This window comes from Pseudomonas putida, from assembly GCF_026625125.1.
GTDB classification, from domain to species: Bacteria; Pseudomonadota; Gammaproteobacteria; order Pseudomonadales; family Pseudomonadaceae; genus Aquipseudomonas; species Aquipseudomonas putida_X.
Map to the genome: position 1 here is coordinate 3514931 of NZ_CP113097.1, position 23989 is coordinate 3538919.

Below are 23989 nucleotides of genomic sequence, written 5' to 3' on the forward strand. Positions count from 1 at the left end.
AGCCCGCCCGGCGAGCCGGGCGGGGGTATCGCGTACTTATCGAGGGACGACTTTGCCGCCGTCATACTTGAGCTTGGCGTAGGGCGGGTCGAGCCGCTGGCGGCCGTCGTCGAAGGCGACTGTGCCAGTCACGCCGTCATAGCCCTTGCCCACCTCCTTGAGGGCAGCCTGTACTGCGGCCGGCTCGGTGCTGCCGGCCTTTTCGATCGCCTTGGCCGCCATCAGCACGGCGTCGTAGGCATAGCCGGTGTAGGAGGTTTTCATGCCTTCCTTGTATTTGGCGGCAAAGGCATCGGCGTAGGCCTTGCCGGTCGGGCCGACGAACGACCCGACCTCCATCCCCAGCTGGCCTTGGGCGATGTTGGCCGGGGTGTCCGACAGGCTCATGGACAACAGGATCGCGTACCACGGCTGTTCACGTAGCCCCAGTTCCAGTGCCTCGCGGTTGATGACCGCAGACTCCTGCCCGTAGGCGGTGTAGATGTATGCGTCCGGTTTGCTGCGGGCAATCTGTTGCAGTTCGCGGCGGTAGGTTGACTGGCCGGCGGTGTAGAGCGTCTCGTTGACGATCTTGCCGCCGAGCTTTTCGAACTCAGCGCGGAAACCGTGGGCTACGCCTTGGCCATAGGCATTGTTCGGTGCCAGAACGGCGACGTTACGAAAGCCCAGGTCCCAGGCATCCTGGGACGAAAATTTGTTGCCCTTGTCTTCCAGGCCGATCAGGTTGAACGAGCTGCTGCCCAGGTCGCGGATCTTCACACTGGTGCTGGCGATGTTGATATGCACCACACCCTCTTTCACCAGATACTGGCCCATCGGGATGCTGATACCCGAGGAATATTCGCCGATCACTACCGGCACCTTGTCGACGCTGACCAGCTTGCGTGCGGCGTTGATGGCGGTGGTGGGGTTGCCGCCGGAATCTTCGACGATGACGTGGAATGGCTTGCCGAGCACACCACCGTCGGCGTTGACCTTGTCTTCAGCCAGCTTCACGGCGCGGCGCACGTCTTCGCCAACGGTGGCGTTGGCGCCCGTCAGGGAGAGCACAGCGCCCATCTGCACAGCCTCAGCGGCTGACGTGAACGGGGCGGCCGTGGCCAGGGTAAAAAACATCGAAGTCGAGATAAGCATGGAGCGGAACTTGAAAGGCATAACTGTCTCCTTGGAATGATCGTGACGGCGTCGCCGTCGCTCACTGCGTCATGCAGCCCCCTTGCGCCAGCGGGGCAAAACAGCTCAAGCACCGATGCTCCCTGAGTCGCTCGTGGCAAATCACGGACGCACCGCTCCGGTCCTCCCGAGGGTTGCGGAAGGAGGAAAATTCATGGCATCGCTTCGAAGCCCTTACCAGATAGGCAGGGTGTAACTGACGGTCAGGCGGTTGTGGTCGATATCGCCCAGTACGTCGCTGCGCAGTACGCCGTTGCGCCAGGCAACGCCCACGCCTTTCAATGGCCCGCCCTGCACCACATAGCTCAGCACGATGTCGCGCTCCCACTCTTCACGATCGGAACCAACGGCAGTCTTGATCTGGTCGCCCTTGAGCCAGGTGACGCTGGCGTTCAAGCCTGGCACGCCGAGCGCGGCGAAGTCATAGGCGTAGCCGCCCAGGATGGTGCGCTCACCCGCATAGGTGAAGTTCTGCACCAGGCTGTCGGTGATCACATACGTGCTGGTGCCGCCTGCGCCCTCATTGGCCAGGCCGCCCTGGTTCAACTGGGTGAAGACGCTGTCGTCCGACACCTGCTGGTACCCCAGCGTCAGGGCATGGCCGCTCAGGGCGTAGGTGAACTTGGCGCTCCAGGTCGAGTTGTCCAGTTCGCCATCGTTGCCACTGCCGTTGGTCGATGCCAGGTAGCCTGCCGCACGGTCGGCATTCTTGCCATCAGAGGTGGTGCGGAAGTAGCGCAGGTCGGTCTTGAGCACGCCAGGGCCCAGTGCCAGGCTGTGCAGCGCACCGATGAAGTGCTGATCGTAATAGTCTTCGAGGTTGGCGAAGTAATACTGCAGGGTCAGGTCCTTGATGCCTTTGTAGTCGCCCCCGGCGAACCGCAGATGGTTGCTTTGCTGGCTGCCACCGGCGATAGACATGCCGGTGAAGTTGCTCGACATACGGCCCACGACATGCTCGATCTGGCCGCCAGTGAGCGTCAGGTTATCGATCTCGTTGCTGGTGATCTGCCCGCCTTCGAACAACTGCGGCAGCATGCGGCCGTCGTTCGACCAGAGGATAGGCAGCTTCGGCGTGAGGATGCCGTAGCGGGCCTCGGTCTTGGAAAGGCGCATCTTGCCGGTCAGGCCACCGCGGCTGAAGTTGTCCACCGCCTCGCCGTCGCTGTCGGCCGGGAAAATGGACCGCGCACCGGATGCATCCAGCTTCACGCCCAAGGTGTAGGTGGCATCTACCCCGAAGCCGACCACGCCCTGGGTGAAACCGGATTGCACGTTGAGCAGGAAGGCTTGGCCCCACTCGTCCTGGGTCTGGGTATCGGTGTCCCGGAAATCGTGGTTGAAATAGAAGTTGCGTAGCTCCAGCTTTGCCGTGCTGTCTTCGATGAACCCTGCGGCAAGCGCCTGCCCGCCGCAACTCCCCATGGCCGCAAGAATGGCCATATTCAATAGTTTTCTCTGCATGTGAAGCGACTCTCCCTTGTACGTTGCTTTTTTTAGGACGCACGCCCCCGCGGGGCTGCCATGGCAAGGCAGGCCCGGGGCACGAATACGGAGTGGCGACAGATAGAACCCGGAGCGCGAAGGCTCCGGTCATTGCATTCAGGCCGCGCGAGCGCCGCCTTGAATTTCGTCGTCTTTGCGACGTTTACCTACGGACAGGATGGCAACCAGCGAGATAGCTACGGTTGCCAGCATGTACAGGGCCACCGGCTGCCAGTCGCCCTTGTACTCGGCCAACAGCCAGGTTGCGATCAGCGGTGCCGTGCCGCCCGCCAGCGCAGCGCCCAGCTGGTAGCCCAGGGTGATGCCGGTGTAGCGCACGCGGGTGGAGAATATTTCCGAAGACAAGGTGCCGAGCACGGCGGTGACCGGCGCCCACAGCACGCCGAAGCCGATGACGGTGGCGAGGGTGATGCCCCATTGGGTGCGAGTATCGAGCAGCATGAAATACGGCACGATGTACAACGCGATGGCCAGGATGCCGCCGATGTACACGCGCTTGCGGCCGATGCGGTCAGACAGCCAGCCCATGACCGGGATCAGCAGCGAGGCCACCAGAGCACCGATCATCACGGCGTTCAACGCTGAGACCTTCTGGTAGCCGAGGTTGTTTACCGCATAGCTGACCACGAAGGTCGAGAAGATATAGAACGGCGCCGTCTCGACCACTTTAAGGCCCGCGGCGATCAGCACTTCACGCCAGTGATTGCGCAGCGTCTCTACGACGGGCATTTTCGAAACATTACCGCTGGCCTTGGCTTCTTTGAAGTCCGGGGTTTCGTCGAGGCCGTGGCGGATCCACAGACCGAGAAACACCAGGCCGGCGCTCAGCACAAAGGGCACACGCCAGCCCCAGGACAGGAAGTCTTCCTCGGGCAGCATCGCCATCAGGCTCACGGCCATGGTGGCGAGCAGCATGCCTAGGGTCACGCCCACTTGCGGCACGCTGCCGAACAAGCCCTTGCGGCTGGCCGGTGCGTATTCATAGGCCAGCAACAGCGCCCCACCCCACTCGCCACCAATGCCAAGGCCCTGGATCACCCGCAGCAGGATCAACAGGATCGGAGCCCAGACGCCGATATGTTCATAAGTCGGCAGGCAGCCGATCAACACGGTTGCGCCCCCCATCAGCGACAACGTGATGACCAGCGTTTTCTTGCGCCCGATGCGGTCGCCGATGTGTGCAAACAGTACGCCGCCAATAGGCCGAATAAAGAACGTCAGGGAAAACGACAAGTAAGCCAGTAACAGCCCGACCACCGGATCGAAGTTGGGAAAGAACAGTTTGTTAAAAACCAGCGCGGCGGCTGTTCCGTAAAGAAAGTAGTCGAACCACTCGATCGAACTGCCTGTGAGGCTGGCGACCAATGCGCGGCGACGAGTCTTGGCCGATTGCGCCTCGGCGAGGGAATTGCTCATGTGTTATGCCTTATTTTTTTGGGTTGGGCCACAACGACCCAAGTATCACTGGGTAGCACCGATCCTAGATTTCATCGGGCACAAGGTGCAACCACACATTTTTCTATAGGTATAACAAAAAGGGTGAATGACGCCGAAATGCACCATTGCAGTGCGCGCCATGGAGATGCCAAACGTTTGCTGCCTTGGTCTAGTACATAACTATTTTTATTGAACAAACATCCAACAAAGTTGATTGGAAGTATTAGGTTGCACTAGGTTGCACCTTTGTTGATTCCGGGTTTACTCTGCGCACCGTTCCGCTTAGCCAACTCCCCACCCGGTAATAACAACATGGCAACCACCACACTTGGCGTGAAGCTTGACGACGCCACTCGCGAGCGACTCAAACAGGCTGCACAACACATCGCCCAGACCCCGCATTGGATGATCAAGCAGGCCATCTTCAACTACCTGGAGCAGATCGAAGGCGGTATGACGCCCGCTCGGCAGGCTGGCCTGGCCGCAGCTGCAGGCGAAGAACAGGTAGAACACTTGGATGAGGGTGCCTTGCAGGTATTTCTCGACTTCGCCGAAAGCGTCCTTCCGCAATCGGTGCTTCGAGCTGCCATCACCGCAGCCTACCGGCGCCCGGAAGCGGACGCCGTACCGATGCTGCTCGAGCAGGCTCGCCAGCCGGTAGAAATGGCGCAAGCGTCTCACCAGTTGGCTTACAGCATCGCCCAGAAGCTGCGTAACCAGAAAAGCGCCGGCGGCCGTCAGGGGCTTGTGCAAGGCCTGCTTCAAGAGTTCTCGCTGTCGTCGCAGGAAGGGGTGGCGTTGATGTGCCTGGCCGAGGCTCTGCTGCGCATCCCCGACAAAGGCACCCGTGACGCCTTGATCCGCGACAAGATCGCCAATGGCAATTGGAGCCAGCACCTGGGGCAGAGCCCGTCGATGTTCGTCAACGCCGCCTCGTGGGGCCTGCTGATCACCGGCAAACTGGTGTCGACCCACAATGAGGCGGGCCTGTCATCCTCACTCAACCGCATCATCAGCAAGAGTGGCGAACCGCTGATTCGCAAGGGTGTGGACATGTCCATGCGCCTGATGGGCGAGCAGTTCGTTACCGGTGAAACCATCGGCGAGGCCTTGGCCAATGCGGCACGTCGCGAAGCAAAAGGCTTCCGCTACTCCTACGACATGCTCGGTGAAGCCGCACTGACCGAGCACGACGCGCAGAACTACCTTGCCGCCTACGAACAGGCGATCCATTCCATCGGCAAGGCCTCGCACGGCCGTGGCATCTATGAAGGCCCCGGCATCTCGATCAAGCTCTCGGCACTGCACCCACGCTACAGCCGCGCTCAATACGAGCGGGTGATGGAAGAGTTGTACCCGCGCCTGCGCTCGCTGACCCTACTGGCCAAGCAGTATGACATCGGCCTGAACATCGACGCTGAAGAGGCCGACCGCCTGGAGCTGTCGCTCGACCTGCTCGAGCGCCTGTGCTTCGAGCCAGCGCTGGCCGGCTGGAACGGTATCGGCTTCGTCATCCAGGCCTACCAGAAGCGCTGTCCATACGTGATCGACTACGTCATCGACCTGGCCAAGCGCAGCCGCCATCGCCTGATGATCCGCCTGGTCAAGGGCGCCTATTGGGACAGCGAGATCAAGCGCGCCCAGATCGACGGCCTGGAAGGCTACCCGGTCTACACCCGCAAGGTTTACACCGACCTGTCCTACATTGCCTGCGCCCGTAAGCTGCTGTCGGTACCGCAAGCCATCTACCCACAGTTCGCCACCCACAATGCTCACTCACTGGCGGCCATCTACCATATTGCCGGGCAGAACTACTACCCGGGCCAATACGAATTCCAGTGCCTGCATGGCATGGGCGAGCCACTGTACGAGCAGGTTGTCGGTAAAGTCTCGGAAGGCAAGCTGAACCGCCCGTGCCGCATCTATGCACCGGTCGGCAGCCACGAAACCTTGCTGGCCTACCTGGTGCGCCGCCTGCTGGAGAACGGCGCCAACACCTCGTTCGTCAACCGTATCGCGGACCGCACCATCACCCTCGATGAGCTGGTCGAAGACCCAGTGCTGCAGGTGGAGAAGATGGCCGGCCAGGAAGGCGCACTGGGCCTGCCGCACCCGCGCATCCCGCTCCCGCGCAACCTGTATGGCACCACCCGCCTCAACTCTGGCGGCCTTGACTTGTCCAATGAGCACCGGCTCGGCTCACTGGCCTCGGCGCTGTTGGCCAGCGCCAACCAACCCTACACTGCCGGGCCAACCTCAAGCAGCGATTGCAGCCGCCCCCGCACCGTCACCGCCGTACGCAACCCGGCGGATCATCGCGACCTCATCGGTCAGGTGTACGAAGCCAACGAAAGCGATGTGCAAAATGCCATCCTGTGCGCCCAGGCCAGCGGCCCGATCTGGCAGTCGACCCTGCCCGCCGAGCGCGCGGCCATTCTGGAGCGCGCCGCCGACCTCATGGAAAGCGAGATGCAGCAACTGATGGGGCTGCTGGTACGCGAATCTGGCAAGACCTTCAGCAATGCGATCGCCGAAGTCCGCGAAGCGGTCGATTTCCTGCGCTACTACGGCGCCCAGGCTGGCAGCTTCAGCAACGACAGCCATCGCCCACTGGGCCCTGTGGTGTGCATCAGCCCCTGGAACTTCCCGCTGGCGATATTCAGTGGCCAAGTCGCAGCCGCCCTGGCCGCTGGCAACACCGTGCTGGCCAAACCTGCCGAGCAGACGCCGCTGATCGCCGCCCAGGCCGTGCGCATCCTCCATGAAGCCGGCGTGCCGACCAGTGTCGTGCAACTGCTGCCAGGCCGGGGGGAGACCGTTGGCGCGGGCCTGGTCGGTGACAGCAGAATCAGGGGGGTAATGTTCACCGGCTCCACCGAGGTCGCCGGGATCCTTAGCCGCAACCTTGCCGGCCGCCTGGATGGCCAAGGCCAGACGCTGCCGCTGATCGCTGAAACAGGCGGCATGAACGCCATGATCGTCGATTCCTCGGCACTGGCCGAACAGGTGGTCGCGGATGTCATCAGCTCTGCGTTCGATAGCGCCGGCCAGCGCTGTTCAGCGCTGCGGGTGCTGTGCGTCCAGGCAGACGTGGCCGACCACGTGTGCCAGATGCTGCGTGGCGCGATGGCCGAATACCGCGTCGGCTCGCCAGAGCGCCTGGACACCGACATAGGCCCGGTGATCGACCGCGAAGCGCGCGACAACATCGTCAACCACATCGAGCACATGCGCCGTAAAGGCCGTACCGTCTTCCAGGCTGCCCGGGCCGACGGCCAGTTGCTGCAACGGGGCACGTTCGTGCTGCCGACCCTGATCGAACTGGACAGCCTCAGCGAACTGGAACGGGAAATCTTCGGCCCGGTGCTGCATGTGGTGCGCTACGAGCGCAGCCAGCTCAACCAGCTCTTGGAGCAGATCAACGCCAGTGGTTACGGGCTGACCCTGGGCGTGCATACCCGCATCGACGAGACCATCGCCCAGGTGGTCGATACCGCCCGCGTCGGCAACCTCTACGTCAACCGCAACATCGTCGGGGCCGTGGTCGGCGTTCAGCCGTTCGGCGGTGAAGGCCTTTCGGGCACCGGCCCGAAGGCGGGTGGCCCGCTGTACCTGTATCGCCTGCTCGCCACCCGCCCGCACGATGCCGTGGCGCAGGCCCTGGCTGACGGCGATGGGCATGCGGTTGCAGCCCCCACAGACCTGGAAAATGCGCGCAAGGCATTTGCCGCTTGGGCCGAGCAGAAAGAACCGGAGATCGCCACCCTGTTCGCCCGCTATCTGGCGCAGTCGCAAAGCTACACCACTCACCTGCTCGCCGGCCCCACCGGTGAGCGCAACAGCTACACCCTGCTGCCGCGCGAGGTGGTGTTGAACCTGGCCGAAAACCGCCTGGACCTGCTGGCCCAACTCGCCGCCAGCCTCGCGGTCGGCAGCCGCGTGCTGTGGCTGGATAGCCATCAGGCCCTTCGCGCGGAACTGCCAGCATCGGTGCAGGCGCGTATCGACAGCATCAGCGACTGGACCGACCCGGACACCCATTTCGACGCGATCCTGCACCACGGCGATAGCGATCAGTTGCGCCACGTCAGCCAGCTGTCTGCCCGGCGCCGCGGCGCCATCATCGGCGTGCACGGCCTGGGCCGGGCAGACACCGACATTCCGCTGGAGCGTCTGCTGATCGAGCATGCCCTTAGTGTCAATACCGCAGCGGCCGGTGGTAACGCCAATCTCATGACCATCTGCTAGGCCCCACGATCGGAACCCGCGCAACGCACCCTTGCGCTGCGCGCCTTCGCACTACCACGAGGAACAACCATGAACGCACTTTTCCTGGGCTACGGTCGCATGGGCAGCGCCATTGGCCAAGCCTGGCTCAAGGCCGGCCTGGTCAGCCAGGTCAGCGCCGTTGACCCCTATCTGCAAACAGCCAGCCAAGCCACCCTCTACAGCGACGCCCAGGCCCTGCCTGCACGACCGTTTGACATCATCGTGGTGGCGGTCAAGCCGAACTACGCGTGCGAGGCACTGGCCGCCCTACCCCACGCAGTGCGCGAGCACGCGGTGGTGATTTCTGTCGCCGCGGGTGTGCCCCACGACAAGCTCAGCCTGGCACTGGCTCACAGCTGCCCGGTGGTCCGCGCAATGCCCAACACGCCGGTGCTGGTCAACGCTGGCTGCACCGGCCTGTTCGCCCCCCCTGACCTGGATGCAACCCTGCGCGCGCGGGTGACTCGGCTATTCGAAGCGGTCGGCAGCGCCAGTTGGGTCGAACACGAGGGCCTTCTGGATGCCGTGACGGCGTTGTCCGGCAGCGGCCCGGCCTACTACCACCTGTTCAGCGAAGCACTCGCCGCCGCAGGTGTAGCGCTGGGCCTGAGCCCAGAACTGGCGAAGACCCTGGCAGCGCAGACAGCGCTGGGTGCCGCGACGCTGCAAACCCAGCCAGGCGCAGACTTTGTAGCGTTGCGCACCGCAGTCACCTCGCCCAACGGCACCACGGCGGCGGCGATAGCCTCGTTTGAACACAATGAGGGCTTGCGTCGGCTGGTCGACGCCGCCGTGCAGGCGGCACATTCCCGTTCACAAGCGCTCTCGCGCGAATCTTGAAAGCCTGGGCAGCGGGCGGCCGGCAGGACGCCACCGCTGCCCCACTTAGCCGATGTGCATAGCCTATGAAGCTCCATCAACTGAAAGTATTGGTTACCATCTGCGAGAGCGGCAGCTTTCAGGAAACTGCGCGCTTGCTGCACCTTTCCCAGCCCGCGCTCTCCCGCACCATCAAGGAACTTGAGACGTCCCTCGGGGTGCCACTGTTGGTACGCTCCAACCGTGGCATCACCACCACCGAATATGGCGAACGCCTGGTGCGCAGGGCGCGCCTGATGCTTGAAGAGGCCAGCCGCGCCCGTGAAGAGATCGCGGCGCTCAAGGGCCAAACCCATGGCCGGGTATCGATCGGCCTGTCGCCGGCGACTCCCAGGGCGCAGGTGATCACAGCCATAAATCAGTACAGCGAGCGCTACCCACACGTGCGCCTACGCATTCACGAGATGCGGCCCTCAAAACTGATGGAGAGCCTGCGGGAAGGGCAAGTGGACCTGGCATTGTCCTGCCAGCCGGCAAGCCGATACGGCGATGGGTTTCAATGGACCGAGCTCTACAATCAACCCACGGCGCTGGCGGTGCGCAAAGGCCACCCGCTGCGCAAGGTGCGCTGCCTGGAGCAGCTACGCGAACAACGGTGGCTGTTGCAGGAGCCGCTGGAAAGTTCACAGATCGGTTTGATGTTCGAGCAATATCAGCTCGCACCGCCTGAAAACATCCTCGAATGCTCCGCCGGGATCATCTTCTGCGAACTGGCACGCGCGACTGATGTGATCAGCTATTGGCCGCTTCGCATGCTCGACTACGTCAACCGCACCGACCAGGGGCTGGAAATACTGAACCTTGAGGAGCAAGTGCCCGCGCTCAATATCTCGCTGGTTTATCGAAACCAGGAATTGCTCACGCGAGAAGCCAGGCTACTCGCTGATGAACTCGAGTATGTGTTCGTCAACCCTCAGGCACCGAAGTAAAGCGATCCAGGGCCGCTTCGCGGCCCATCGCCGGCAAGCCAGCTCCTACCGTTACCGCGCATGCCTCAAGAACTGCGCGGGCATCGAGAGAGCTGGCAGCGCCACAAATCACTTCACGTCGGTAATCTGCTGCGCGGTGCCATCGGCGGTTGCGGCCGGGACACTCGCTGCGGCCTTCGCACGGTTGCGTCGGCCCTGGCTGCGTTGCCGCGAAGCCTGTTGCTTGGCATGCAGCGCCTGAGCGGCGGTCACGGTGCCAGCGGGTTGACCATTCAAGTCAAGGCGCGGTGCATTCTCCACCATGGCTGTCCAGTACCGCGCTCCGCGGCACCAGGTAGAAATGCCCAGCTTGAGTTGTTCGCGGGTCAGGCCGAGCAGTTCCAGGTGCTGCTCGGCATCCTTGAAAATACCCTCCTTGAGCGGCACCTTGGGCGCCGGATTGACAGGGAAGGCCAATGGAAAATGCTTCTGCAATGGCCAGATCGCCTGCACTGCAGGGTCCAGGTCGCGAGGCTTCGCCTGGGGGGAAGCCTTGCGCTTGGGGTGTTTACCACCCTCGCCTTTTACCTGCTCTTTTTCCGACCTGAGGCGGTCACGTAGCTCAGCTAGTTGTTCAAAACCCATCGTTCAATTCACTGCTTCGAGGTTGATTGCGTTACGCAAGGATATGCCATGCAAGCCTTGAACGCAGCTAGAACAGGATAAACCGCCGCTCAATGGGGGCTGCGACTAAGCATTCAGCGCCCGTTTCAACACCTCGTAGATCTTGCTGTCACCAGATTGAGCGACGTTGAAACGCAGGTAATCACCCGCACTCATGGACTGGCTGAACGCATTGCCGGGCGCGAGCACCACGCCTTCCTTCAAGCACACCCTGGCCAGCGTCGCTGCATCCTTGCCCTGAGGGAGTTGGCACCACAGGTACATGCCTGCCTGGGGCACCAGCCAAGGCTTGATCCCAATCGCCTGAAGCCTCGCGACTGTTTTGTCCATTTCCTCGGCTAACCTGAGGCGGACACCTTCCATGTGCTTTCGGTACCCGCTATCGGTAATCGCGTGATGAACGATGTCCGCAGCCATGCGCCCACCTCCGAATGTGGTCGCAATCTTGAGGTCGACCAGGCTCTCGATCCATTCCCTGCGCGAAGCGATATAGCCGCACCTGATCGACGCGGAAATGGTCTTGGAAAAACTACCGATCTGGATCACCCGAGCCAGGCCATCGAAGGCAGACAGTCGTGGAGCCGGGCTATGCTCGAAATCAGCAAAAATGTCGTCCTCCACGATGACCAGGTTGGAGGCGTCGGCCAGCTTCAGCAGCCTGTGTGCTGTGACGGGCGACAAGGTGGCCCCGGTGGGGTTGTGGATGCCGGAATTCGTGATGTACAACCGCGGAGCATGCGCGAGCAGCGCGGCGCCAAACGCATCGATATCTGGGCCCCTTGCCGTGTAGGGCACCCCGACGATGTTGACCCTATGTGCCTTGAGCAATGCGTGAAAATTGAAATAACACGGGTCGTCCACCAGCACAGTGTCTCCCGGTTCCAGCAGAAAACGGCAAACCAGGTCGATGGCGTGGGTGCCGGACTCCGTGAGCATGATCTGTTCCAGAGGGGCCTCTACACCGATGCCCGCCAGGCGTCGCGACAGGAATTGCCTGAGAGGCGGATGCCCAAGCGGTGAAGCGTATTCGCTCAGCTTCAACGTGTCAGAACGCGCGACCATTCGTAGCGCTTTACGCATGCCGGCTTCGTACAGCCAGGAGGGGGGTAGCCAACCGCACCCGGGTTTCAACGCATCGCCGGAGGTTTCCAAAGACTGGCGCGAGATCCACAGCGGGTCGACATTACGATCGAGTTTGGGCCCGAGCTCAGTCAGTGCCAATGGCGCAACCGGCCCAGCCACGTAAAAGCCGGAGCCAGGGCGGGCGCTAAGCACACCCTCTGCGCTTAACCGTTCATAGGCCTCCAGAACGGTAGAAACCGATACCTGCATGCTCTGAGCCATTGCGCGAACTGAAGGAATTCTCGCGCCTGGCGTGTAGCTTCGCGAGGCGATCCTGGCCTGGACCTCCCCCATCACAGCTCGGATCCGCGTTCCGTTACGTTTCATCGCACCCTCAACTGTGCTGGATTCACTTGCATAACAGTTCGGTTGAATTGTAGTGGAGTGTACATGGCCTCGGCGAACCCGTCAGTGATGTACTGAGCCCTGACTTATCGAGGACTCACGGATGGACAAAACAACCAGCGGGTGGATAAACGGCTTCATCGGCGTGGCCATATTTGCCGGCTCCTTGCCGGCGACCCGTGTGGCTGTGACGGCCTTCGAACCTACGTTCCTGACATGTGCCAGGGCAACCATTGCCTCCCTGTTGGGTGCGCTGTTCTTGATCGTGCTACGCCAGCCCCGGCCCCAGCGTGGTGACCTGTCGTCACTGGCTGTCACAGCGCTTGGCGTGGTTATCGGTTTTCCGCTGCTGACGGCGCTGGCCCTCCAGCACGTCACTTCTGCTCATTCCATCGTTTTTGTCGGGCTGCTGCCGCTGTGTACTGCAGGGTTCGCCGTGCTGCGGGGCGGTGAACGACCTGGGCCACTGTTCTGGTTGTTCTCGTTGATCGGTGCCGGGCTGGTCGTTGGCTATGCGTTGATGAATGGAGGCGAGGCGTCGGCGCTGGGCGACCTGCTGATGATGGCGGCGGTGGTGGTCTGTGGGTTGGGCTATGCCGAAGGGGCGCGCCTGTCGCGCACGCTCGGTGGGTGGCAGGTGATCAGTTGGGCATTGCTGGTAGCGTTGCCGTTCATGCTGCTGCTGACGATCGCGAATTTCCCGGCGCCCGATGCCTTCGCCCGGGTCAGCACCGGCGCCTGGTTCAGCTTCGCCTACGTTTCGCTGTTCAGCATGCTGATCGGGTTTGTGTTCTGGTACAAAGGGCTCGTCCAGGGCGGCATCGCCGCCGTGGGCCAACTGCAACTCGTTCAACCGTTCATGGGGCTTGGGCTGGCTGCGTTGCTTCTGCACGAGCACGTCAGCTGGGTGATGCTTGTGGTAACGCTGGGTGCGGTCCTCTGTGTTGCCGGAGCCAAGAAATACGCCAGCGCATGACGTTTCGCTGCGGGCTTGCCGCGCGCAGTGCGTTCAGCTCAGCGGTTGCCGCCGGTAAACCAGCGCATGTAAGGGTTCTGTGCGCTGATCGGTGCCAAGGCCCGCGCCTCGCGCATCCAGGCCTGGCGATTGCCGTTGTAAGCCAGCAATGACAGCCCATAAAAACGACGCAGCAACGCCCACTCATCATTCACCGCGGCTTGCACCGAGGGGGCGGCATTCGCCAAGGGCGGCGCCACCCGCAGCGCCAGCAATGCCGGCAGCACGCGGGTGATTTCGCGCGGCCTGACCCACGGCGCATACTCGATCCGGGGCCGATCGTCGGTAACCGGCTGTGCATCGCCGGCATAACGCTCAAGCCCTTGCCTGTCGGTGACCCAAGTGGCCAGCAATGCCTCGACCGAACTCACGCCCACCTGGGCCAAAGCAGCCGAAACCTGGGGTTGCTCGAAGCGCTGGCGGATGCGCGGCACATCCAGCACCATCGGCGTTGCCGAGCCGATCAAGAGCATCTCGTGAAACTCGGTGGTCCACAACGAGGCATGCGGGAACACGTCAAGAAAGCTGCGTACCAGCGAGCGACTGTCCTCGTCGTTCTGAGTGGGGAGCGGTAGCCATTGGGCGACCAGCCCATGCTCCTGCAGGCGCGACGCTGCCAGTTGGTAGAAGTCGCGCGAGTACAGGTTCACCACCCCTGCCGCCGAAGGCGGTGGCGGCTCCAGGGTGATCACGTCGTAGCGTTGCTCGTTACGCAAAAGCTCACGGCGCCCGTCACGCAGGCGAATGTCAAGGCGCGGGTCGTTCACCGCATCGAAGTTACCAGAGAACAGCGGCGCCGCTGCCAGCACCTGCGGCAGCAGCTCGGCAACCACCGGATGCTCCAGCCCTGAATAGCGCAGCATTGCCCCGGCGGTGATCCCGGTGCCGAAGCCGATCACCAGCGCCGAGCGCGGTTCGCCGCGATGTATCAGCAAAGGCAGCAACGCCTGCAGGCGCATGTAGCGCAGTGACGGCATGGCATCCCCAGTGTTGGACACACCCTGGATGTACAGGCGGTTGAACGCTTGGCCCTGACGCTGCTGGTGGACCACCGCTACCGTGCCGCCGCGGCCTTCCTGGTAGAACATCAGCTCGCCACTACGCGCGCCTGGTAACAACTGTGCCAAGCGTTCTGGTGGGGTGAGCGCGCCGGTAACCAGGGTCGCGCCGCCAACCAGCAGGACCGCCGCCCGCATGCCCTTGTGCACGGCCTGGCCGCGCCATGTCGCTACCGCGCCGATGGCCGCCGCCACGCAGGCGAGCACCACCAAGGTTCGCACCAGCCCTATTCCAGGCACCAGGACAAACCCCGTGAGCATGACACCGACGATGCCGCCCAGGGTATTGAGGGCAACCACCGCGCCCACGTCCCGCCCCACTTGGCCACTGTCCACGGCCAGGCGCAGGGCCAGGGGAAACGCCGCCCCGAGCAAGGTGGTCGGGATGAACACCACACACACCGCGGCAGCCGCGAAGCGCGCGCACATCCCTGCCAACTGGCTGCCGGTCAGTTGCAGTACATGGCTTTCCAGCAGGGTCTGCCAGGCCACCAGCCAGCGCCCGAGCCCGGCAATCTGCAACAACGCCAGCAGCCCGGCGCACGCGATCAGCAGGCCGAACAGCCCCCAAGGGTCGCGGATGCGGTCGGCGCGCCGGGCGTACAGCGCACTGCCCAGGACCAGCCCGGTCAGGTAGGTGGCCAACACCACGGAGAAGGCAAACGCGCGGGTACTCATGAACTGCACGATCGATTGCGTCCACACCACTTCGTAACCGAGCGCCACGCCACCTGCCAGGCAATACAGGGCAATGGCCAAGCGAGCCTGCGGCGTGCGCGGCAGCGGGGCCGCAGCGCAAGCAGGCAAGGCCCGCTCATCCCTGCCGCGCCCGCACCAGGCACCCAGCGCGGCCAGCAGATTCAGCGCACCCGCTACGCAGGCGGCCCCGGTGACGCCAAGCTGCGGCAGCAAGACGAATGCCGCCAGCAAGGTGCCGCAGATCGCGCCAGCGGTATTGGCGGCGTAAAGCCGACCGCCCGCCTCCCCCGTCTGTGCATCAGTGGGGGTCAGCGCTCGCACCAGTACCGGCAAGGTGCCGCCCATCAAAAAAGCCGGCAGCCCCACCAGGCTCAATGGCAGCAGCCAGGCCAGCAAACCGACACTCGCTTCCAGGCGGGCAAACAGTGCCGCACTCTGCGCCAGCCCCAGGGTTGCGGCCACCGCCAGCACTGCCACCGCCAACTCCAGCCCCGCATAGAGCTTGACCGGGTGGCGCAACCGGTCAGCCCAGCGACCGAACAGCAGCCCCCCCATGGCCAGCCCGGTAAAAAACGCACTGATGCCCGCGGTGATGGCATACACCTCAACCCCAACCACCAGAGACAACTGCTTGACCCAAAGCACCTGATAGATCAGCGCTGCACCGCCAGAAACGAACAGCAGCGCCGCAGGCAGCAGCCATGGCAACGGTGCCTGCGTTTCGGTGGTGCTGGAACTGTCAGCGCGGGGAAGGTTCACGACTGCGGGCATCGATAAGCCTTAGCGGACCCACACGTCTGTCCGCACTGGGTAGGAAAGAATGCGCCCGCCAACGGCGGGCGCGGGCATCGCGTTTACTGCTTCATCTTCTCTTCGATCTTCTTGTCCACGTCAGCACGAATCTGGTCGATGCTGAAGCTGGCCGGACGCTGGCTGGGCGGGTATTCCACGAACGTCTGCAAGAACGCGGCAGCCTTGCGGGTCCCCTGGAAGATCAGGTAGTCGTTCTTGGTCACCCAATCGTAGTACTGGTTGGAGACCACATCGGCGCGCTCATACGGGTCCATACGCAAGTTGAAGATCTTGGGCACCCGCAAGCAAGTGAACGGTTCGCTCCAAACCGCGAAACCACCGGGGGCACGCTGTTCGCAGAACACCAGCTTCCAGTCGCCGAAGCGCATCGACACCAGTTCACCGTCATCGTTGAAGTAATAGAACTCGCTACGTGCGCTCTTGTCCGCTTTGCCGGTCAGGTAGTCCAGCTGGTTGTAACCGTCCAGATGCACCTTGAAGTTCTTGCCACCCACATCGGCGCCCTTGAGCAAGCGGTCCTTGATGCCCGTGTCACCGGCTGCGGCCAGCAGTGTCGGGAACCAGTCCAGCCCCGAGAACATCTGGGTGGACACCGTGCCCGGCTTGACCTTGCCAGGCCAACGGATCATCGCCGGCACGCGGTAGGCGCCTTCCCAGTTGGAGTTCTTCTCGTTGCGGAACGGTGTGGTCGCGGCATCAGGCCAGGAGAACTGGTTAGGGCCGTTGTCGGTGGTGTAAACCACGATGGTGTTGTCGGCGATCTTCAGATCATCGAGGGTCTTGAGCAGTTTGCCCACGTCACCGTCGTGCTCCACCATGCCATCTGCATACTCATTGCCCTGCATACCGCTCTGCCCGCGCATCGACTCGCGCACGTGGGTATAAAGGTGCATACGGGTGGTGTTCATCCACACGAAGAACGGCTTGTCAGCCTTGGCTTGCTTGTCGATGAAGTTGATTGCCGCCTGGGTGGTCTCGTCGTCGATGGTCTCCATGCGCGACTTGGTCAACGCACCGGTATCCTCGATCTTGCCATCGGCGCTCGACTTGATCACACCCCGTGGCGAGGTAGCCTTGACGAATGCCTCGTCATCCTTGGGCCACAGTTCACGCTCCGGCTCTTCCTCGGCGTTCAGGTGATACAGGTTGCCGAAAAACTCGTCGAAGCCATGATTGGTCGGCAGGTATTCATCCCGGTCGCCCAAATGGTTCTTGCCGAACTGGCCAGTGGCATAGCCCTGCGCCTTGAGCGCCTGGGCAATGGTGACATCGCGCGCCTGCAAACCCACGGGCACACCCGGCATGCCGACCTTGGACAAGCCGGTGCGCAGCGGTGTCTGCCCGGTGATGAAGGAAGAACGCCCAGCAGTGCAGCTGTTCTCGGCGTAATAGTCAGTGAACAGCATGCCTTCCTGGCCGATGCGGTCAATGTTGGGCGTCTGATAGCCGACCACGCCCTTGCCATAGGCGCTGATGTTGGTCTGGCCAATGTCATCGCCGAATATCACCAGGATATTGGGCTTTTCCGCGGCGGTTGCCGTGCACACGCTCACCGCTGCAGTAGCGGCTAGCGCGAATGAGGTTATCCATCTTCTGCTGGACTTCATGGGGCGGTTTCTCCGTATCACGTCTGCTGGCGTTGGCCACGACTACGTGCACGATCGACCTACTGCTTGGCTGGTTCCCTGTGCCCTGCGGTTCTCTTTCATTGAGCCTGGTTGCTTTCGAATGGGTAGATGCGCTGCCACTCACGGGCCATATCGACCACGGTCCAGTTCGCACCCTTGGCGGCATCCAGCGCCTTGTCCAAGCGCCCGACCTTGCTGTCGCGGTCATAGGCCCATTCGCGTGTCGCGTCGGTGTGATGGACCAGGCCGGCAAAGCGCTTGCCGTCGCCAGCCATGGTCCATTGCAGCATTTGCAAGTCGCCGTCGGAGTTGCCAAAGGCGAAGATCGGGCGACGGCCGATATGGGCATCGATGCTCACCGGCTTGCCTGGGCCATCGTCGTTGTGCAGCAACTTGGGCAGACGTTCGATCGACAGTGTGCCGTTGTCATCGATGAAGCGAGCCTCCAGCGTGGTGCCGATCACCTGCTCTGGCGGCACCCCGTAGACTTCCTCTGCGAATGCACGCATGAATGCCACCTCACCGCCCGAGACGATGTAGGTCCTGAAACCGTTGGCCCGCAGGTACTGCAAAAGTTCGAGCATGGGCTGGAAGACCATCTCGGTGTACGGCCTGTGGGTGCGAGGGTGTACGGCCGTTGCCAGCCAACGCTGGGTATTGGCGATAAACGCCTCGGTGCTGACCCCGGCATGAGTGGCGGCGACGATCTTGAGCATGCCGTCCATGCCGCTGTCACTCAAAGCCTTCTGGTCGCCCTCCAGAACGGCCTTGAACGGCTGCTGGCTGGTCCATTCCGGGTGTTGCGGTGCGAGCCTCTTGACCTCATCAAGGGCAAACAACACCTCAAAATACAGCGGCTGCTCGCTCCATAGCGTGCCGTCATTGTCGAAGACGGCAATGCGCTCGGCCTCGGGCACATAGTCTTCACTGCCTTCGGTGGTCACAGCGCCCACGAACGCTTCGATGGCTTGCCGTGAGGGGCCATCCCGCCAGGAAGGCAGCGCATTGGCCGCCTGCACCGCCAGAGGCAACACGAGCAACAAGGCCAACCACCAGCGCGCACGGTGTAGAACGAGCATGAAGTATCCCTTCTCAGTGCTGCCTATCACTTCAGGCAAAGACTCATGGGTTGAGTGGTTTCAAGCCTTCAGGGTGGCTGACCTGCCGCCCGCTCACTGCCGCTCGCCGCAAGGCTGGTAGGATCGGGCTCAGTGACGGCGCGCTCTGGCGTACTTCACGGCCATTGCCGTAGCGGTTCTGGAGCCAGTCTAGTAGACGTATTCGCAATTGGGGCGGCAAAGCTGAGGAAAATGCTGACACTGTGCGTTGCCCGGTAGCCCTGCGAATCCACAGGTACAGCCCGTCGAGCTGCGGCGGGTCTTGCGCAAGTTGAGCACGCGCCTGCCGCCAGGCATGCTCAGCAGAGTGCAACCGCGCCATACGCCGCGCTGCTTGCCAGCTTTGCAAATGCCGCCACACCGCCCATAGCCACGGCCGTGCAACGTAAATCAGCGCCCCGCCAAGCAGCAGCAAGCCTGCAGCCCACAACCAGTGGCCAGGCAGGCGCAACTGTGCCTGACGGCCGAGCGCGCGCAGGTCCTGGTCGATGGAAAACGGCGCTTTGTAACCACCCTCGATGGCGGTGACGTCGATCGGGGGCAACGTTGCTTGCCTGGCCTCACCCGTCGCCGCATCCCACCACTGCAGTTCGATCGCGGGCAGCTGGTAACGTCCGGCGGCCGATACCACATAGCTCACACTGTCCTCGCGCTGGCCGCCGGTCGAGCCCCCTCGCCCATCGCTTAGCGGCGCAACACGAGGGGTTTGCACATAGCGTTTGAGGCCTTCGATCTCGATCAGCGGTGGCGGTGGTATGAGCATCGCCTGCGCACCTTCGGCTCGCGTCACCACCCGACGGGTAATGCTGTCCCCTGCACGCAGCGGTGAATGCGACAGCTGCGTTTGTTGCTCAAGGCTGACCTTGCGTGCCACCAGGCGGTGCACGGTCGCATCACCGGCGAGTGCCTTGGCGACGAATGAAAGCGGCGCGCTGGCCAGTGTGACCGGCGCATCCGACTGGCCGGGGAACACCTGAAAGGTTTGCGCAGGAAGGGTGAAGGCCTGGGCCGTTTGCGGGGTGATCTGATAGGTATAGCGCAGGCCGAAGAAGGCCTTGCCGTCGAGCCGTTCGTTCAGATGCTGCGCTTCTCCGCTGGGTGCGCTCACCGTAGCACCCGGCAACTCGATCACCGGCAGCACGGCCGGCTGGGTGAACCAGGTGTCTACCAGCAGATCGACCTGCAACTCGAGCGTCGCGCCTACCACCGTGTCGCCGGCCGGCAGCAGGCGCGCCTGCACACGAGCCTCGGGTGCCGCGACCGCGAGCAATGGCAGGTAGAGCCCTAGCAGCAACAGCATGCGTTTCATCAGCTGCCCTCCGCTGTGTGTCGTGAGGCATCCTGAAGCAGGAACTTGCGCCTGAGGAACTGCGCCGGCGACGTCGTCAGGTTATTCAGCCAGACCTGGTCCGAAGCGGCCTGCGGCGTTTGCTGCTGCTTTTGCCGGGCGCCTTTGGAAGGCGTCTGGTCCTCCACCACCTTGTCGGCCTTCTCGTCGGGTGTGCCTGCCTTTTGCTGGTCTTCATAGTCTTTGAGCAGCGCCTGCGCCAGTGCCAGGTTGGCACTGGCCTCGGGGAACGCAGGCTGGCGCTGCAAAGCCTGTTGGTAGGCCTGAACCGCCTGGGGAAACTTGAACTGGCGCACGTAGATATTGCCCCGGTAGAAAAAAGCCTGGGCGGTGTCGAGCTTGCCGAGGCTGGCCAAGGCAACGTCATAGTCGGCGGCGGTGTAGGCAGCCAGGCCTTTCCAGTAAGGGTCGTTGAAATGCGCTGCGGCCTGCGGGTAATGGCCATGCTCGAAGGCCCAGCGGCCCTGCTGGTCAGGGGTGAAGAAGGCATCCGCGACAGGCCCGGCCCGCGCGCTTTGCGGCTGCGTGCCCAACACTACCGCCACCAGCACGGTGGCCATCCAGTGCACCTTCCAGCCACGGCGCAGGCACAGCAGCGCAAGCAGCGCCAGCGGCCAGCACAGCCAGTAGCCGGCGTCCTTCCAGTGCACCTGCTGCGGGTCGCCTTGGGCTGCCTGAAAATGCTGCTGCGCATGCAGTTCGATCCAGTCCAGGTCATCGTCGCTCAGGGTCAGGCTGCCCAGCGGGCCGTTGACGGCGTCGGCCAACTGCCTCAAGCCCTGCTGGTCGAAGTCCGCCTGCAGCGGGCGCCCTTCGGCATCGACCCGGGTACGGCCCTGGGCGTCATGCACAACCCCGCTGTCTTGGCTGCCCACGGCCAGGACCATCACCTGCAGGTCGCTGCCTTTGAGCGCGCCCGTCAGTGCCGACAATTGCCCGGCATCGGCGCCATCGGTCAGCAGCACCAGCGTACCGGGCACCTGCTCGGCTGCCAGCAAGCGTTTCGCCACGTCGATCACCCCTGCTACATCCTTGCCAGGTTGCGCGATCAAATCGGTGGTCAGTGCTTGCAAGAAGGTGTCGAGCAACTGTGGGTCTTCGGTGGCGGGCAGCACCAGGTGCGCGCTGCCGGCATACGCGATGAGCGCTGTGCGTGCCCCTGCGCGGCGCATCACCAGGTCGTGCAAGGTATGTTTGGCGGCTTGCAGGCGGGATGGGGGTACGTCGTCGGCATCCATCGACGGCGACAGGTCCAGCGCCAGGATCAGCGGCGCACGGTTGTCGACGAACGCGGGGATGTCGCGCTGCCAGGTCGGCCCCGCGGCGGCCAGGGCACCCAGGCCGAGCAGTGCTGCCAGCAGGTGAACGGGCCGTAACCGCGCTTGCTCCTCGGGGGTGATGAGCAGATGCTCGACCAGGTGTGGAGCGATCACGCCGTGCAACTGCCGCTTCAGGTCATTGCGCCGCTGCCAGGCCCAGGGCAGCAGCGCGGCCGGTAGCCACAGTAACAACCAATAGGGGCGCAGCAGGTGCAAGGCACTAAGGTCGATGTCCATTCATGGCCTCCCCTGCGCAGGCTGTGCCCGCAACGGGCCAGCCACGGCTGCCAGGCTATGCCCCAAGGCCAGTAACAGCAAGGCCGCCCCCAGGGGCCACCAGAATAGGTCACGCTTGGGCTGGTGGCTGAAGGTCTTCACGCTGTGCGGGGTGATCCGGTCCAGCGTGGCATACACCTGGGCCAGCGCGCCCCGGTCGTCGGCGCGGAAGAACCTGCCACCGGTGGTGCGTGCGATGCCCTCCAGCGCTTGCAGATCGACCTTGTCTTCACCGCTGGCCTGGGGGTCGCCGATCCCAATGGCATGTACCACGATGTTCCGCTCACTGGCCAAGCCTGCCGCGTGTGCGGGTGTGATCGCACTACCGGTGTCATTGCCGTCACTCAGTAGCACCATCACCTTTTCCTGCTCCTTGGCCTGATCCAGCAGCTTGATGGCAAGGCCAATGGCATCGCCTATGGCGGTGTTCGGCCCGGCCATGCCCACCCCGACTTCATCGAGCAGCAGCGAGAGACTGGCGTGATCGAGGGTCAGGGGCGACTGTGGGTAGGCGCCGGTGCCGAATACGATCAAGCCGATGCGGTCTTGCTTGCGCTGGGCGATGAAGTCGCGCACCACCGCTTTCACCGCGCTCAACCTGTCCACTTGCTGGCCATTGGCGTCGGTAAAGTCCTTGGCCTGCATGGACTGAGAAATATCGATCGCCAGCAGCATGTCGCGGATGGGCTGCTCACGCTCGATGGCCTTTTCCACCAGTACGGGCCGCGCGCAGGCGGCCAGCAGAAGGCCCCATACCAGCAGGTTCAAAAGCACTTGCCAGCGCCCACCCGAGGGTGGCGTGGTGCCGGGGAGCTGGTTCACCGCACGGCTCATGGCGAAGAAAAACGGCACCCGCAATGCGCTGCGCGCCTCGTGATAGGGGCGCATGAAGCGGTAGGCCAGCCAGGGCAAGGGCAGCAACAAGAACACCCACAGGTAATCAAACTGCCACATGGTGAGCCTCGATCCAGCGCCTGCAGGTGTTCACCAAGGTTCGCAGCTCAGGCTCGCCGATTGCCTGCACCTGCAGGTCTGGCGCATAAGCCAGCGTGTGCAGTTGCGCGGCGAACTGCTCAGGCAAGGCAAAGCGTGCCCGCTGCTGCAAAAACACCTGCCATTGCTGGCCTGACAGGCCGCGCACCGCTGGCGCGTCTGGCATGGAAAGCGCTACCCGCTTGAGCAACGCCGGTAATTCACGCAGCGCTGGCAAACGCTGCTCGGGATGGGCCTGCGCCGCAACAAGGGCGTCGAGCCGCTGCAACGCCTCACGTCGATAACGATCACGCTGCCAGCGCCGCCAGGCATACACGGCATACGCGAGCCCTACCACCACCACAACGGCCAGCAATACCGCCCAACCCCAGGTTTGCGGGGCATAACTGAACGGTGGCACCGGCAACGGCAGCTCCTTGAGCTGGTCGATGGCGGCAGGCGACGGCCGGGCGCTCATCGGCCACTGCCCCCAAGCCGCCCCAGTTCACGCTGCACCTGGCCCAACACCTCATCGCCGGTACTGATCATCATCAGCGGTATCTGGCTGCGGCGCAGCAACTGCGCCACTTGCTCAAGGCGCCCGGAGAGAAAATCGCCCAGCGGCCGGTGCACCTGGCGCCGCCCGATTTCAAGGTCGATCTGCATCTCGCCCTGGGTTACGCTCAAACGCCCCTTGTCGGGGACATCCAGCGCGATAGGGTCATACACCTGCATGGCGATCACGTCATTGTGCGCGCCCAGTTGCCGCAACAGCTTCAAGGTCTGTTCCGTCACCCCGGCAAAGTCACTGATGATGCAGACCAGCGCATCATGCCCGGCCAGGCCGATGACGTTGCGCAGCGCAGTGTCGAGTTGCCCCTCTTGCTCGCTGTCCGGGCCTGACGCGCTAAGGCGGTTGTTGCTGCGCACCACTGCCGCGCACAGGGCCTGCACCCGTGCGCGGCTGCGCAGCGGCCTGATGTGCACCACTTGCTGATCATCGAATACCAGCCCGCCCACCCGATCACCGGCCTGCAGGGCTATCCATGCCGACAATGCGGCAAGCTCGGCAGCGGTGACTGACTTGAAACTGCGCCGGGAGCCGAAATACATATTCATGCGTTGATCGACCAGCAGCAGTGTCGGCCGGTCGCGCTCTTCGGTGAAGGTGCGCACGAACGGCTTGCCGTAGCGTAACGATGCGCGCCAGTCGAGGTGGCGCAGATCATCGCCAGGTATGTAACGGCGCAGCTCATCGAAGCTCAAGCCGCGGCCACGCAGGCGTGAGGCGTGATTGCCCGCCAGGATGCTTGCCAGCGGCTGACGCGCCAGGAAGCTCAAGCCGCGCACGCGGTATTCGAACGCCATCAGCTGGCTGAGCGAGGCGTAGACGAAACCATCCTGGGTCGGTTGCATGGGC

Annotated in this window: 17 protein-coding genes; 4 read left to right on the forward strand and 13 right to left on the reverse strand. The window is 63.1% G+C overall.

Going from position 1 to position 23989, the window contains the following annotated elements; genetic code table 11:
* Positions 1 to 36: 36 nt before the first annotated feature.
* The 3 genes from OSW16_RS16090 to OSW16_RS16100 form a co-directional block, all read right to left on the reverse strand.
* Positions 37 to 1155: an ABC transporter substrate-binding protein gene (locus OSW16_RS16090; protein WP_267816741.1), complete on the reverse strand. Its 1119-nt coding sequence runs from the start codon at positions 1153 to 1155 to the stop codon at positions 37 to 39.
* 192 nt (positions 1156 to 1347) lie between these two features.
* On the reverse strand, positions 1348 to 2637 hold the full coding sequence (locus OSW16_RS16095) for an OprD family porin (RefSeq protein ID WP_418942013.1): 1290 nt from the start codon (positions 2635 to 2637) through the stop codon (positions 1348 to 1350).
* A 138-nt stretch (positions 2638 to 2775) separates the two neighbouring features.
* Entirely contained in the window at positions 2776 to 4095 is a 1320-nt protein-coding gene (locus OSW16_RS16100; protein ID WP_267816743.1) for an MFS transporter, read from the reverse strand.
* Between the two features lie 333 nt (positions 4096 to 4428).
* Here OSW16_RS16100 and putA point away from each other — a divergent pair, with 333 nt between their 5' ends.
* The 3 genes from putA to OSW16_RS16115 all read left to right on the forward strand — a co-directional run bounded on the left by putA (position 4429) and on the right by OSW16_RS16115 (position 10193).
* On the forward strand, positions 4429 to 8364 hold the full coding sequence (gene putA, locus OSW16_RS16105; RefSeq protein ID WP_267816745.1) for a trifunctional transcriptional regulator/proline dehydrogenase/L-glutamate gamma-semialdehyde dehydrogenase: 3936 nt from the start codon (positions 4429 to 4431) through the stop codon (positions 8362 to 8364).
* 69 nt (positions 8365 to 8433) lie between these two features.
* The gene (gene proC / locus OSW16_RS16110) at positions 8434 to 9225 is read left to right on the forward strand and encodes a pyrroline-5-carboxylate reductase (protein ID WP_267816748.1); all 792 of its coding nucleotides are present in this window, start codon (positions 8434 to 8436) and stop codon (positions 9223 to 9225) included.
* 65 nt (positions 9226 to 9290) lie between these two features.
* Positions 9291 to 10193, forward strand: coding sequence for a LysR family transcriptional regulator (locus tag OSW16_RS16115; RefSeq protein WP_267816750.1), 903 nt, complete (start codon positions 9291 to 9293; stop codon positions 10191 to 10193).
* A gap of 108 nt (positions 10194 to 10301) precedes the next feature.
* On the opposite strand, the gene OSW16_RS16120 is transcribed toward OSW16_RS16115, so the two are convergent.
* Both OSW16_RS16120 and OSW16_RS16125 read right to left on the reverse strand, forming a co-directional pair.
* Entirely contained in the window at positions 10302 to 10817 is a 516-nt protein-coding gene (locus OSW16_RS16120) for a ProQ/FinO family protein (protein WP_267816752.1), read from the reverse strand.
* A 105-nt stretch (positions 10818 to 10922) separates the two neighbouring features.
* A complete protein-coding gene (locus OSW16_RS16125; RefSeq protein ID WP_267816754.1) occupies positions 10923 to 12305 on the reverse strand; it encodes a PLP-dependent aminotransferase family protein in 1383 nt (460 codons plus the stop codon).
* Positions 12306 to 12426: 121 nt separating this feature from the next.
* Here OSW16_RS16125 and OSW16_RS16130 point away from each other — a divergent pair, with 121 nt between their 5' ends.
* A complete protein-coding gene (locus OSW16_RS16130; RefSeq protein ID WP_267816756.1) occupies positions 12427 to 13299 on the forward strand; it encodes a DMT family transporter in 873 nt (290 codons plus the stop codon).
* A 38-nt stretch (positions 13300 to 13337) separates the two neighbouring features.
* Here OSW16_RS16130 and OSW16_RS16135 read toward each other — a convergent pair whose 3' ends face one another.
* The 8 genes from OSW16_RS16135 to OSW16_RS16170 form a co-directional block, all read right to left on the reverse strand.
* Positions 13338 to 15866 carry a fused MFS/spermidine synthase gene (locus OSW16_RS16135; RefSeq protein WP_267816758.1) on the reverse strand — a complete coding sequence of 843 codons (2529 nt, stop codon included), beginning with the start codon at positions 15864 to 15866 and terminating at the stop codon, positions 13338 to 13340.
* An 83-nt stretch (positions 15867 to 15949) separates the two neighbouring features.
* Positions 15950 to 17515 (reverse strand): arylsulfatase, encoded by a 1566-nt coding sequence (locus OSW16_RS16140; protein WP_267816760.1) that lies wholly within the window; start codon positions 17513 to 17515, stop codon positions 15950 to 15952.
* Between the two features lie 98 nt (positions 17516 to 17613).
* On the reverse strand, positions 17614 to 18615 hold the full coding sequence (locus OSW16_RS16145; protein WP_267816762.1) for an HAD family hydrolase: 1002 nt from the start codon (positions 18613 to 18615) through the stop codon (positions 17614 to 17616).
* A 43-nt stretch (positions 18616 to 18658) separates the two neighbouring features.
* Entirely contained in the window at positions 18659 to 19963 is a 1305-nt protein-coding gene (locus OSW16_RS16150) for a hypothetical protein (RefSeq protein WP_267816764.1), read from the reverse strand.
* Positions 19963 to 21558: a VWA domain-containing protein gene (locus OSW16_RS16155; RefSeq protein WP_267816765.1), complete on the reverse strand. Its 1596-nt coding sequence runs from the start codon at positions 21556 to 21558 to the stop codon at positions 19963 to 19965. The genes OSW16_RS16150 and OSW16_RS16155 overlap by 1 nt, the downstream gene beginning before the upstream one ends.
* Positions 21559 to 22551 carry a vWA domain-containing protein gene (locus tag OSW16_RS16160; protein WP_267816767.1) on the reverse strand — a complete coding sequence of 331 codons (993 nt, stop codon included), beginning with the start codon at positions 22549 to 22551 and terminating at the stop codon, positions 21559 to 21561.
* Positions 22538 to 23047, reverse strand: a complete 510-nt coding sequence (locus OSW16_RS16165) for a DUF4381 domain-containing protein (RefSeq protein ID WP_267816769.1) — start codon at positions 23045 to 23047, stop codon at positions 22538 to 22540. The genes OSW16_RS16160 and OSW16_RS16165 overlap by 14 nt, the downstream gene beginning before the upstream one ends.
* Positions 23044 to 23985, reverse strand: coding sequence for a DUF58 domain-containing protein (locus OSW16_RS16170; RefSeq protein WP_267816771.1), 942 nt, complete (start codon positions 23983 to 23985; stop codon positions 23044 to 23046). Before OSW16_RS16170 ends, OSW16_RS16165 begins: the two co-directional genes overlap by 4 nt.
* Between the last annotated feature and the right edge of the window lie 4 nt (positions 23986 to 23989).